Origin of the sequence: Oleiphilus messinensis (assembly GCF_002162375.1) — a bacterium.
GTDB lineage: Bacteria > Pseudomonadota > Gammaproteobacteria > Pseudomonadales > Oleiphilaceae > Oleiphilus > Oleiphilus messinensis.
In genome coordinates this window covers 812,867-825,396 of the sequence record NZ_CP021425.1, presented here as the reverse complement: position 1 = coordinate 825,396, position 12,530 = coordinate 812,867, and the positions used below count along the sequence as shown (strand labels likewise).

Sequence of the window (12,530 nt, the reverse complement as noted above, 5' to 3'; positions counted from 1 at the left end):
TTCGAGGGACATCCGAAATCAATCTTCTTTAATCATCGACTTGCCGTTTCGTACAAATGGCGGACGGGTTAACTTGACAGGCTGCCTTTTGCCCCTGATATCAACGTCCAATCCCCCCTGAGCAGCTACAGGTAGTCGCGCAAAGGCGATGGAAACACCCAATGTCGGTGAAAACGATCCACTGGTTATCTCACCTTCAATGCCATTCTCAGCGATAATTTTCTGGTGAGCACGAAGAACGCCTCTGCCATCAAAGACAAGCCCAACTAACGTCGAGGGGATTCCGCTTTGTTTTTGCGCTTCGAGCGCTTTGCGGCCAATAAAGTCTCGCTCCAATGGCTCCCAAGCGATAGTCCACCCCATATTTGCTTCGAGGGGACTGACCGATTCATCCATATCGGAACCATATAAGTTCATTCCCGCTTCCAACCGGAGCGTATCCCGAGCGCCCAGCCCGCAGGGCTGAACCTGTGCACCCAGAAGCGCCTGCCAGAAACCCTGAGCCTGATCACCGGGTAGAATGATTTCCAATCCATCCTCTCCGGTATAGCCGGTTCTGCAATACATCAGGTCACCCGATTCCCCCGCCTGAAATTGGGCGAGAGATTCAATCACAGCCTGAGCACCAGAATCAACTGTCTTGGCGACTTTTTCCAACGCCCTGGGACCCTGAACCGCGATCATCGCCAGCTCAGGACGCTCCTTAACCGTTACATCATAGTTCTTGGCCTGTAAATGCAACCAATTTAAGTCCTTCTCTCGTGTCGCGCAATTCACCACGACACGATACCAATCACTAAACCGATAAACGATAAGGTCATCGAGTACGTGACCTTTTTCATCAAGCAGAGCGCTGTAGAGTGCTTTGCCATTATCATTCAACCTGGCAACATCATTTGCCAGCACATAACGCAAAAATTCAGTTGCTGCAGCGCCAGCCACATCGACAATTGTCATATGGGATACATCGAACATACCGGCATCCCGACGCACAACATGGTGCTCTTCCAATTGAGACCCATAATGGATGGGCATATCCCACCCCCCAAAATCAACAATTTTGGCGCCAGCGGTTACATGGCAATCGTACAGAAACGTTTTCAATCCCATTTTTCACCCGATTTTTTTATGATGCCTCATGACAGTTATTCCGACCCCGAAACCATTCTCCGGATTGGCATAAAACTTAAAACGCTAAAAACTTATAAAGAATACCGATTACCTCATAGCAAATACCAGAGATTAGTCAACCACGGCATATCGATCCCAAAGGGCTATGTGGAGTAATTGACGCGCAATTTAACACAAATATGCCGCAAGCCGTAGCGGTCTCGAAAACAGACTTAGACCAAAGCCGGCAGTTTCAGGAACGAAAAAATAGCACGGTGGACTTTTGTGAAATCATCAAAATCATGACTACCGCCATACTGTATCCATGCCGGGCTGTTTGACATTATGCTCAATGCTTCGCGGTAATCCAGCGTCTGATCACCACTTTGGGTCAAGACTAGATGCCTGTCTGGCGAGCGAACCTGATGAACACGTAAGGCTCGCAGTTGATCAATATGCTCTTCATGCAAGACAAATACTTCGCCGGTATACAGATTCGTATTTTCTCCCAGATACGCTGGTAACAGTAAATCCGGGCGCAATGCCGGGTTAATCAAAACACTCCGCAAGTCGAAATGATTCGCTAGATACAGCGCATAGAACGCCCCCAAGGAGCTTCCCACCAACGCCAGGTGACCACCAGAGGACAGCCTGGTCTCAATCAGCTCGGTGAGCAACCCTATGGCCTCTGCAGGGGTATACGGTAGATCCGGCACATCGAACCCAACATCACGGGAATAGTTGCGCAAGCCGCAACGCAGATTTCGTGCTTTATATGAGTGAGATGAACTTTTGAAACCATGGACATAGAGCAAACTACAGGGGACAGGACACATAATATTAAAATCGGTGTGTGGGATGGGTCAATCAGTAGCCTTTACTGTTCAAGTCGACCTGAAAGTCGATATGATCCGCTCGATAAACAGCAGTTTCAACACGTCCATCGGCATTCAGAGTCAGCCACCGATAACCTGGAGACTGAGTGCCAACGGCAAAATCCGAAGATTTGGGTTCGAATTGTACACAAGTTGAAGGGGTGGCCAAAAACGGGATGCCGTTCCACTCCAGCTCAAATTCTTGATGAATATGCCCCCACAAAACAGCCCGGACGTTGGCAGCGGATTTTATAATTGCCAAAAACTCGTCCCGATTCTTAAGTCCAATCGTATCCAGCCATTTGCAATCGATATCGACGGGGTGATGGTGAAGACAAACCAGTGTGTGTTTGTTGGGCTCATCCCGAAGCGTACTCTCCAGAAGCCTCAGATCAGCGTCATCAATTCGCCCATACACTTTGCCGGGAACAGATGAGTCCAGCATAATAATTTGCCATCCCCCAATCTGTACGACTTTATCCATGGCCGTCGTTCCCGATGCCGCTCGGGCCATATTGTCTACGTCATCGTGATTTCCTGCCAGCCAGAATTGCGGGCAAGCAAAAGTGCGGGTCTGTTTGATAAAAGCGTCATAGGCCTCAACCGAGCCATCCTGTGAAATGTCACCGGTTGCCAGCAAAATATCGGGCTGCTCCTGCTCCGACAAGACAAGCTGAATCACGGCATCCAGACTGTCACGGGTATTCATGCCCAGCAGTTGCCCATCCACCTCTTTACGTAAATGTGGGTCCGTCAGCTGTAAAACATGAATCGAACTGTTATTTTTCTTCATTTTTTTATCGTGGCACGTCCCAACAACACCCGAATTTGCACACATTATTGGGCAATAATAGTGCGCCGCTCAACTGTAAGCTTAGCAAAATATAAACTTGCGCAAACTTTTTCCAGTGTTGTATTCACATTTTAGTCGGAATTTCGAAATGTGACGCACCGAATTGCAGACAAAATGACAACCACTCCGCCAAAAAAGCATTAATTTGTACCTTTTCATCCGGGTGGTGCATAAATCGATTAGGATAAGCATTGACCGCTTCAATGCGACGATGACGGTAGCAACTCATCACCTCTGCCACACTTGCATCATGGTAAAGCCTGACTGTAATCTGTGGATTATTTAGCCACCGCCCAGTATTGTGAACCTGCTCCAAGAGCAACGTATCGGTGTACTTTGTAGACTCCAGAAGCGAGATTTTAACCACACCAAACAAGTCACTGGAACGGCCAAGCTTGTATGACACTTCATCCCAGCCACCCTGATCGGGTATCAACTTGATCAAACGTCGGTAATTGGCCTCATAACACGCCCCCAGCTTCGTCAAGTCGGCGACATAACGATGAGATCGTGTGTCGTATCGATTTTTACTGGTGGCAACCATACTACCGACCCCGTTTGAAACAAGTTGTTGTAAAAAACCTAACTCAGCACAGAATTACCTGGCCCATTGCGCTGCAAGCTTCTCATGATTCATTTGCAACCACTGCAACGCAATAATCGCTGCAGCGTTGTTGATCAGGCCCGATTCCACCATACCATAAGCAACTTCCCGATCCACCACATGAACCTTGATATCTTCGCCTTCCGCTTCGAGACCATGTATGCCTCCAGCAGCTGACGCGCTTACTTTAGCACAAAAAATATCAATTTTCTCTGACGTCCCTCCCGGTGAAACAAAGTAAGAACATACGGGATAAAGCTGCTCCAGAGTCAGGCCCGCTTCTTCAACACCCTCCCGGCGCACAACATCCTCCGAGCTCTCCCCGATTTCGTTCATACCGGCAATCAGCTCTAAAAGCCAGGGCGAGGCATCATTTTCGAGGGCACCTATACGAAACTGCTCAAGCAATATCACTTTATCCGTATCGGGGTCATAGGGTAATGCGCAAGTCGCATTACCCCGGACAAAAACCTCACGATGCAGTTCCGGCGACCACCCTCCTTTGAACAGGCGGTGCCTGATCGTGACTTTATCGACACGAAAAAAGCCCTGATATCCGGGCTCGCGCCCGGTTTCCTCAAAGTCATCGTGACCAAACTGTTGCTCTGGTACCGACGTTTTTTCACCTGTCATTACATCACCTCAGTATCATCTATACCTTTCGATACAGTTCCGCACCTTGCTGACGGAACTCTTCTGCTTTCTCCTCCATGGCAGACTGGACCGCTTCCTGATCTGCAAACTCCCGAACTTCCTGGCTAATTTTCATAGAACAGAACTTCGGACCGCACATAGAGCAAAAGTGCGCCACTTTGGCGGATTCTTTTGGTAACGTTTCATCGTGGTACGCTCGAGCGGTGTCCGGATCGAGGCCCAAATTGAATTGATCCTCCCAACGGAACTCAAACCGTGCCTTGGACATAGCGTTGTCTCTTATCTGCGCACCGGGGTGGCCTTTCGCCAGATCAGCCGCGTGGGCCGCAATTTTGTATGTGATGATACCTTCTTTCACATCGTCCTTGTTCGGCAGGCCCAGATGCTCTTTGGGCGTAACATAGCAAAGCATCGCGCAGCCATACCAGCCAATCATCGCGGCCCCGATTCCGGACGTGATATGGTCGTAACCGGGTGCAATATCGGTGGTCAGTGGCCCAAGGGTATAAAATGGCGCTTCCCCGCACTCAGTCAACTGCTTATCCATGTTTTCCTTGATCATCTGCATTGGCACGTGGCCTGGACCTTCAATCATGGTCTGGACATCATGCTTCCAGGCAATTTTGGTCAGCTCTCCCAGCGTTTCCAATTCACCAAACTGTGCAGCATCATTAGCATCAGCAATACTGCCCGGTCGGAGACCATCACCCAGCGAAAAGGCCACATCATAAGCCTTCATAATCTCACAGATTTCTTCAAAGTGGGTGTAAATGAAATTTTCTTTGTGATGTGCCAAACACCATTTCGCCATAATTGAGCCGCCCCGGGATACAATTCCGGTAACCCGTTTAGCCGTGAGTGGCACATAACGCAACAGCACTCCAGCATGCAGCGTGAAATAATCGACTCCCTGCTCAGCCTGCTCAATCAGGGTATCCCGTAAGATTTCCCAAGTAAGGTCTTCAGCAACACCATTAACTTTCTCGAGCGCCTGATAAATTGGGACTGTACCAACGGGTACCGACGAGTTCCGAATAATCCATTCTCGCGTTTCATGAATATTCTTACCGGTAGAAAGATCCATGATGGTATCCGCTCCCCAACGGGTCGCCCAGGTCAGTTTGGCGACCTCTTCCTCGATGGAAGACGTGACCGCAGAATTACCAATATTGCCATTAATTTTCACCAGAAAGTTTCGCCCGATAATCATGGGTTCGGATTCAGGGTGATTTATGTTATTTGGAATGATTGCTCGTCCGCAGGCAACTTCCTGACGCACAAACTCCGGGGTGATTTGATCAGGAATAGCCGCACCAAACGACATCCCGGGATGTTGTTGCTCCAACAGCCCTTTGGCCCGGGCTTCTTCCAGCTTCATGTTCTCCCGAATGGCGATGAACTCCATCTCCGGAGTGATTATCCCCTGACGGGCATAGTGCATCTGCGTTACGTTCTTGCCCGGCTTGGCCTTGAGAGGATTATTGTGCAGTGCAAATCGCAAGGGCTGCAGCGTCGGGTCATTGAGCCGTCGCAGGGTATATTCAGAGGTGAAGCCAGATAATGCCTCGCAGTCGTCACGCTCGGCAATCCAGTTTTTCCGGATGGGTGCAAGCCCTGCCCGGACATCAATTTGCACATCCGGATCCGTATACGGGCCCGAAGTATCATACACTAACACGGGCTCATTCTTTTCCCCGCCCATGGAAGTGGGTGTGTCCGCCAAGCTAATCTCCCGCATTGGCACACGAATATCCGGGCGACTACCGGTAATGTAGATTTTCTTTGAATTAGGGAACGGTTGGACGGACGCTTCGTCGACTTTGGCGACTTCGCTAAGATATGGGGAATGGCTGCTCATGAAATTATCCTCTGCTGGCAAAAATCAAGTTTTGAACTCACTGCCTGAAAGCCGAACCCGCATCGGGTGCAGTTTCCAGGCAAAACGCAGAACACAGAGGTCAGCAGTTACCAAACCGGCTGATGTGGTTACAACAGTCTGAGTTGCAACAAGCTGGTTTGACGGTAATGTTGTTAAGGGTTCCGGATAAATAAATATTGGAAACCGGAATTTAAACACTCATTACGACTACTGTTTTACTCAAGTTCCTACGCCGGCATTATCCGGATCAGGTTTACGGGTTCTGCACCTGCAGTCTCAGCCAAGAACTAAAGCGTTTCATTTACACGCGTTAATTCAGCACCCCGCCAAGTAGTCAACCCGACAAGGCCAAACAGCCCCGGATTGTCAGGCGCAAGTTTAGATGTGTGTGAGAGTATTGTCCACCACTGTACAGCATGCCAACTCAGAAGCCGGAGTAGTAGCCTAATTGCTAGTTTATCTGAGTGATATGCTGTGGTATTGTGACCTCAATGTTGACATCTATTACTTTAATTTAACATTGATCTACTGCTGACCGAATTGTTAATTTTGAATGGAGTAACACCTCCCAATGAGAAAACCACTTGCACTGCTAATGTGCCTCGGTACATCGACCCTATTCTCGCATTCTGCTCTTGCAATCGATTTAAGTACAGCCTACTCCAAAGCTGTAAAATATGACTCTGCGCTGGCCGCCTCTCGTGCACGTCTCGAAGCGGAAACCGAAGGGGAAGCCCAGGCAAAGGCTGGCCTGTTGCCTCAAGTATCACTGGGAGCATCCGCCAGCCATCAGGACATCGATTCAGACAACAATAACGATGATAGTTATCGTACCTCTGGATACAGCCTTTCACTCAGCCAACCGTTGTTCCGCGCACAGAACTGGTACCAGTACACCACCAGTCAGAAAAACACTCAAATTGCCATCGCACAGTTCGAGAAGTCGCAACAGGATTTAATTCTGAACGTGGCAACCGCCTATTTCAACGTACTACGGGCTCAGGATAACCTGACAACCGCACAATCAGCTGAAGCTGCTTTCAAACGGCAATGGGAGCAGGCAAAAGAACGCTTCGATGTGGGTTTGATTGCGATTACGGAAGTACATGAAGCTAAAGCGACCTACGATGCGTCGATTACCGCTCGCATTCAAGCCTCCAGTAGCGTCAACATCGCGTTTGAAAACCTCAACCGACTGACCGGGGAAAGGGCAACCGATATTGCCACTCTGGCAGCAGACTTTCCAGTCAAGCAGCCGGAGCCAACGGATACCCAAGCCTGGATTGACCGGGCACTACAGGACAATCTATCCGTTCGTGCATCACAGTACACCCTGGACACCGTTAAAGAACAACTGAGAACGGAGAAAGCAGGGCATTATCCAACATTGGATCTGGTCGCCAGCTACGACAACTCAGATACCACCGGAGCGGCCTTGGACGACACTAAAAACAACGCATCCATCGGACTCTCATTCAATCTGCCCTTGTATCAGGGTGGCGGCACTCAAGCCAGTATCCGACGCGCTCGTTACCTGGTCGAAGAAGCACGACAAAACCTTGAAACCCTGCGTCGTAATACACAATTGGATACCAGCAGCCTGTTTCTGAGTGTGATTACCGACATCCAGACCGTTCAATCCCAAAAGCAGCTGATCGTTTCACGGGAAAGTGCGCTTGAAGCGACGCGAGCAGGTTATTCGGTTGGCACACGAAATATCGTTGAAGTTCTGGATGCTGAGCGCAACTATTATTCTGCGTTACGGGATTATGCCAATGCCCGCTACGATTATGTCATCGACAGCCTGACCTTGAAACAAGCTGCAGGTAGCCTCAACCCGCAGGATATCAATGACTTGAATCGCTGGCTGAAAAGCGCAAACTAATCCGCTCGATCATTTCGCGCATAGGCCACCACCTGTGCGCGCCTTCCGCTGTCAACTCTTCCGAGCAATCCGCACTTAATCCAGTCCAATCCAATCCAATCCAATCCAGCCCGATACAAACCCAGTCTAGCCCCAATCAAAGCCCGGGAACATCCCTTTTGATCAGTGCCATGACACGATCAAGGGCCCCACGATTTTCGGCAACAAACTGACCCGCTTGCTCACCCACCTGTGCAGCTCGCTGAGGGGATTTTAGCCATTCAAGTACCTGATCAGACAGCGACTGTTCCGAAACAATGTGCAGCCCCCCCGCAGCTTCAAGGGCCGCGCAAATTTCAGCGAAATTGAATGTGCCATCCCCCATCATGACAGGTAAACCCAATGCTGCCGGTTCCAGCGGATTGTGGCCGCCACGGGGAATCAAACTGCCGCCGACAAAAGCAATATCAGAAGCAGCATACATTTCCATCAACTCCCCCATAGTATCCCCCACCAGGATGCGTGTATTCTCCGAGATACTCTCGGGATCACTCTTCCGGGACACGCCGGTCTCGAACACTTTGGCGGCCAGCCTCACCACATCATTGAAGCGTTCCGGGTGCCTCGGAACCAGAATCAAGATGGCTTCAGGGCACACGTCTTGTACCGTTTTATGGGCCTTTAAAATAATATCATCTTCACCCTCGTGGGTACTTGCGGCGATCCATACCGGGCGTGCAATGCCCATTTGCGTACGGAGTTGCCGCCCCCGCTCGAGAACCTCGTCTGCAACAGAAAGATCATACTTGATGCTGCCGGTCACCTCGATCTGCTGCGGGTTGACGCCTAAACATTGAAACCGGTCCGCACCGGCTTGATCCTGTGCATAAATGGACGACAGCGATTGCAACATGGGCCGGGCGAGCCACCCGACACGGGCATATCCCTTCATGGATCTCTCGGACAAGCGGGCATTTACCAGTAAAACACGGGCTCCCGATTTCCGGGTGTAATGCAACATGTTGGGCCACAGCTCTGTTTCCATAATAAGCAAAGCACTCGGCTGGATTTTGCGAATCAGGCGCTGAACACAGTCTGGAGTATCATACGGCGCATAGACGTGAAATACCTGATCACCCAGAGCGGCTTTCAGACGTGCGGATCCAGTAGGAGTCATTGTGGTCACAACCACAGGCCGTTCAGGGTATTGCTTGAGAATTCGCTCGATAAGCGGAACTGCCGCGACAACTTCGCCAACGGACACTGCATGCACCCAAATCGCACCACGTACCTCAGGCGGGCAATGCATAAACCCCAAGCGCTCCGACCAACGCTTGGCGTAGGCCGGTGCACGTTTTGAACGATACAGCAAACGAGCCAAAATCAAGGGTGAAATCAGATAAAACAACGTACTGTATAAGTAGCGCCCCATAATGTGGAATCCTTTTGGTCCGTTCAACAGAATCGCTAGTGTAACAAAAAAATATTATGACATTGAAAATCATTCATAAGTGAACAGGACCTGTGCGAAGTTTTTGATTTCAATCGCAAGTTACGCTAATAATTAGGGTTTACCAATATTATTAAGGGGCTCGATACCACCCGTGAAATTAAACGTCTGGATGATAACGGATGGCAAACCAGGCCACCAGAACCAGCTTAGAGGTCTGGGCTCAGCACTTGCCAACAGCGTTGAAACAGAGATAACCTGGCTCCATGTGCGTGACTACCCACTCAAGTGGCGCGCATTGATAAGTCGTAAAGCACTGTCATTAAACCTTACTCCAGATCAGTCCGGGCTCCCGGATATTGTCATTGGTGCCGGACATGCCACCCATAAGCTTGTATTAAGCCTAAAGCGGCAGTGCCAGTCATTTACAGTACTACTCATGAAACCAAGCTTACCCTATCGGCTTTTCGATGCCTGCATTGTCCCCGCCCATGACTCGCCCCCGAACCGACCACAAGTATTAAAAACCCTCGGTGTCTTGAATACTATCACGCCCCGCACAGAACAGGCTGATCATGCACAAAACACCCCCGGCCTGATGTTAATTGGCGGAGAGTCCAAACACTATCACTGGGACACAACCGAGATCGTGGCGCAAATCAGTGAGATCCTGCAACAAGACCCTGAGCAAAACTGGATGTTAACCAACTCTCGTCGAACGCCGGAAGATTTTCTGGAAACGCTCTCCGCCGCCTTGAACGAACAGCAACAGCTAACGGTCATCCCGCACACGGAAACACCGCCTGAGTGGATGAAGGAAAACCTTGTCAGAAGCAACCCGGTATGGGTCACCCCCGATAGCGTTTCCATGGTTTACGAAGCCCTGACCTCAGGTGCCCAAACTGGAATATTCAAGTTAAAAGAGAAAAAACACGGTAGAATTGTCCGGGGACTCGAAAAACTGGTCGATGATAATAAATTGATCACCTTTGAAGACTGGCACCGACACCATGAAATGCCCCGCTATCAAGGCCCGTTTTTTGAAGCTGGGCGGGCAGCCGACTGGTTACTGGAACGATATCGAATTGCGAAATCAGGATGAAAATTCTTCAAGTACTACCCACACTGAATAGTGGCGGTGTTGAAAAAGGCACACTGGAAATCGCGCAAGCCATTGTCGCGGCGGGACATGATTCCTGGGTGGTTTCTGCGGGAGGGCGCCTTGTCGACACCCTCGAACGAGAAGGCAGTCATCACCATTGCTGGGATCTCGGGCGCAAATCACTCACATCACTCTTGCAAATTCCGAAACTCCGGCGTTGGCTGATACAGGAGCAGTTTGATGTCATTCATGTGCGGTCCCGGATGCCCGCATGGCTGGTCTGGCTTGCCTGGCGAAAAATACCGAAAACACAACGGCCCCGACTGGTCTCCACCGTTCACGGTTTGCACTCGGTCAATCGCTACAGCCAGATCATGACCTGCGGTGAGCGTGTTATCGCAGTCTCCAAAACGGGGCTGGCGTACATTCGGGAAAACTACCCGAATACAGATCCAGATAAAATTCGTTTGATTTACAGAGGAATCGACCCCAAGCAATATCCATTCGATTATGTACCCGGGGAAGAATGGCGAAGCACCTGGTTTACCACTTACCCGATGCTCGCAAACCGCTTTGTGGTCACCCTGCCGGGACGCCTGACCCGATTAAAAGGCCATCTCGGGTTCCTCCAGATAATCCAGGCCCTAAAAGCGGCAGGTATTCCCGTCACCGGGCTGATTGTTGGCGGCGAAGACCCAAAAAGAAAGGGCTATGCAGAAGAAATCCGAGCCAAAACGGCAGAACTGGGATTGCAAGAAGACATTATTTTCACCGGGCACAGAGCGGATATCATGAACATTTACAAAGTTTCCAATGCCGTCGTGTCCCTGTCCTCAAAACCCGAATCATTTGGTCGCACTGTGCTGGAAACCCTTAGCATTAATGTTCCGGTGATCGGTTATGCCCATGGCGGCGTTGCAGAAATTTTAACGACACTCTACCCACACGGTGCCGTTACTCCAGGGGATACAAGTGCGGTCACAGACCGCCTGAAAGCGATCTACCAAGGGGACGCGCCCGCCATTCTGGAAAACAAGCAGTTTCTGCTTGCCAACATGCAACAACAAACACTCGACCTATACAACGAGCTGGCTGGAGAGCAAAAACACCACTGCATCAATTAATAATATCGTTCCCGACCCGGTTGATAGTGTTTAAATCGCTTGTATTCCCACTGGTACTGGGTCGGGATGTCCAATACACAACGCTCCACCGACTTGTTCAATCCTGTAACCGAATCAGTCAGATCACGGGAATACAAAAGCGGATCGACATCACGAAAAACCAAAACAAAACCATGCCCGGAAGGTAAACGCTGCGCATAAAGACAAAGCACTCGGGCTCCGGTTTTCTCGACCATTTTCGATACCAGCTTGATCGTATTGGCAGGTACGCCAAAGAACGGCACAAACACGCCACCCGAGTCATCCGGCACCTGATCCGGCAGAACACCGACAACCCCGCCCCGTTTGAGAATCGAAAACAAGCGAATCACCCCCCGTTTATCCGTAGGCACCAGCTCGGAACCGGAACGTCCGCGAACCTGAGACATATAGGTCTCAAGCTCCTTGACCTTGGGTGGCCGGTACAGGGCCGCCATCTCCGTCAGTGACGACAAATACAAGCCGGACAACTCCCAGTTACCCAAGTGTGGACCCAGCACGATCAATCCCTGACCACTTGCTCTGGCTTCATCGAACAGGCGTTTGTTCTTGACTTCACGGACCAAGCCGAGACTTTTGGAAACAGGCCATTCCCAAATCGCCCCCATTTCCAGAAAGGTTTTACAGGTTTCCTGTAAACTCTGCGCGGCCAGCTTTTCACGCTCAGCCTCCGAACGCTCCGGAAAACAAAGATCAATATTAATCTTTGTAACTTTCGCCGGGCTACTGCCCGTGCGCCATAACACCATCCCCAAAAACGCCCCAAGCTTCTGAACGGAGGCAAGGGACAGCAAGGACACAATACGAATCAAACCAACTGCAAGCCTGGCTTTAATCTTGTTCATCGCTACCTTCAATCGGTACAACCCATCATTACACACCTGTTTCAGAGCGACATAATGCCCCTCAACAGGAATTCAATCAAATCTAAAAGGTGAAACCTTTCTGCAACCTCGTTAGAATAGCGGCCCAGACA

11 protein-coding genes and 1 riboswitch are annotated in these 12,530 nt (G+C 50.2%); of the genes, 3 read left to right on the top strand and 8 right to left on the bottom strand.

Translation table 11 applies throughout. The features are described from left to right. Positions 1-18: 18 nt before the first annotated feature. The 6 genes from gcvT to thiC all read right to left on the bottom strand — a co-directional run bounded on the left by gcvT (position 19) and on the right by thiC (position 5,954). A complete protein-coding gene (gene gcvT, locus OLMES_RS03745; protein WP_087460021.1) occupies positions 19-1,110 on the bottom strand; it encodes a glycine cleavage system aminomethyltransferase GcvT in 1,092 nt (363 codons plus the stop codon). A gap of 233 nt (positions 1,111-1,343) precedes the next feature. Next, positions 1,344-1,946, bottom strand: a complete 603-nt coding sequence (locus OLMES_RS03740) for a YqiA/YcfP family alpha/beta fold hydrolase (protein ID WP_087460020.1) — start codon at positions 1,944-1,946, stop codon at positions 1,344-1,346. Between the two features lie 31 nt (positions 1,947-1,977). Next, positions 1,978-2,778, bottom strand: a complete 801-nt coding sequence (gene cpdA, locus OLMES_RS03735) for a 3',5'-cyclic-AMP phosphodiesterase (RefSeq protein ID WP_087460019.1) — start codon at positions 2,776-2,778, stop codon at positions 1,978-1,980. Positions 2,779-2,902: 124 nt separating this feature from the next. After that, positions 2,903-3,382, bottom strand: coding sequence for a DUF1249 domain-containing protein (locus OLMES_RS03730; protein ID WP_087460018.1), 480 nt, complete (start codon positions 3,380-3,382; stop codon positions 2,903-2,905). 54 nt (positions 3,383-3,436) lie between these two features. After that, positions 3,437-4,075 (bottom strand): ADP-ribose diphosphatase, encoded by a 639-nt coding sequence (gene nudF / locus OLMES_RS03725; protein ID WP_087460017.1) that lies wholly within the window; start codon positions 4,073-4,075, stop codon positions 3,437-3,439. 19 nt (positions 4,076-4,094) lie between these two features. Further along, positions 4,095-5,954 (bottom strand): phosphomethylpyrimidine synthase ThiC, encoded by a 1,860-nt coding sequence (gene thiC, locus OLMES_RS03720; protein ID WP_087460016.1) that lies wholly within the window; start codon positions 5,952-5,954, stop codon positions 4,095-4,097. Positions 5,955-6,181: 227 nt separating this feature from the next. Beyond that, positions 6,182-6,311: riboswitch (TPP riboswitch) on the bottom strand. A 235-nt stretch (positions 6,312-6,546) separates the two neighbouring features. On the opposite strand from thiC, the gene OLMES_RS03710 reads away from it, so the two are divergent. Then, entirely contained in the window at positions 6,547-7,860 is a 1,314-nt protein-coding gene (locus OLMES_RS03710; RefSeq protein ID WP_087460014.1) for a TolC family outer membrane protein, read from the top strand. A 136-nt stretch (positions 7,861-7,996) separates the two neighbouring features. Here OLMES_RS03710 and waaA read toward each other — a convergent pair whose 3' ends face one another. Continuing rightward, a complete protein-coding gene (gene waaA, locus OLMES_RS03705; RefSeq protein ID WP_087460013.1) occupies positions 7,997-9,271 on the bottom strand; it encodes a lipid IV(A) 3-deoxy-D-manno-octulosonic acid transferase in 1,275 nt (424 codons plus the stop codon). 172 nt (positions 9,272-9,443) lie between these two features. Here waaA and OLMES_RS03700 point away from each other — a divergent pair, with 172 nt between their 5' ends. Beyond that, on the top strand, positions 9,444-10,391 hold the full coding sequence (locus OLMES_RS03700) for a mitochondrial fission ELM1 family protein (protein WP_157678126.1): 948 nt from the start codon (positions 9,444-9,446) through the stop codon (positions 10,389-10,391). Continuing rightward, positions 10,388-11,515 carry a glycosyltransferase family 4 protein gene (locus tag OLMES_RS03695; RefSeq protein ID WP_087460011.1) on the top strand — a complete coding sequence of 376 codons (1,128 nt, stop codon included), beginning with the start codon at positions 10,388-10,390 and terminating at the stop codon, positions 11,513-11,515. Before OLMES_RS03700 ends, OLMES_RS03695 begins: the two co-directional genes overlap by 4 nt. Here OLMES_RS03695 and OLMES_RS03690 read toward each other — a convergent pair. Continuing rightward, positions 11,512-12,399: a lysophospholipid acyltransferase family protein gene (locus OLMES_RS03690; RefSeq protein ID WP_087460010.1), complete on the bottom strand. Its 888-nt coding sequence runs from the start codon at positions 12,397-12,399 to the stop codon at positions 11,512-11,514. The two genes, OLMES_RS03695 and OLMES_RS03690, sit on opposite strands and share 4 nt — an antisense overlap. Positions 12,400-12,530: the final 131 nt, after the last annotated feature.

Excerpts from the sequence above, each read along its gene's own strand:
- gcvT (WP_087460021.1), bottom strand. The coding sequence starts at position 1,110 with ATGGGATTGAAAACGTTTCTGTACGATTGCCATGTAACCGCTGGCGCC.
- OLMES_RS03740 (WP_087460020.1), bottom strand. The coding sequence starts at position 1,946 with ATGTGTCCTGTCCCCTGTAGTTTGCTCTATGTCCATGGTTTCAAAAGT.
- cpdA (WP_087460019.1), bottom strand. The coding sequence starts at position 2,778 with ATGAAGAAAAATAACAGTTCGATTCATGTTTTACAGCTGACGGACCCA.
- OLMES_RS03730 (WP_087460018.1), bottom strand. The coding sequence starts at position 3,382 with ATGGTTGCCACCAGTAAAAATCGATACGACACACGATCTCATCGTTAT.
- nudF (WP_087460017.1), bottom strand. The coding sequence starts at position 4,075 with ATGACAGGTGAAAAAACGTCGGTACCAGAGCAACAGTTTGGTCACGAT.
- thiC (WP_087460016.1), bottom strand. The coding sequence starts at position 5,954 with ATGAGCAGCCATTCCCCATATCTTAGCGAAGTCGCCAAAGTCGACGAA.
- OLMES_RS03710 (WP_087460014.1), top strand. The coding sequence starts at position 6,547 with ATGAGAAAACCACTTGCACTGCTAATGTGCCTCGGTACATCGACCCTA.
- waaA (WP_087460013.1), bottom strand. The coding sequence starts at position 9,271 with ATGGGGCGCTACTTATACAGTACGTTGTTTTATCTGATTTCACCCTTG.
- OLMES_RS03695 (WP_087460011.1), top strand. The coding sequence starts at position 10,388 with ATGAAAATTCTTCAAGTACTACCCACACTGAATAGTGGCGGTGTTGAA.
- OLMES_RS03690 (WP_087460010.1), bottom strand. The coding sequence starts at position 12,399 with ATGAACAAGATTAAAGCCAGGCTTGCAGTTGGTTTGATTCGTATTGTG.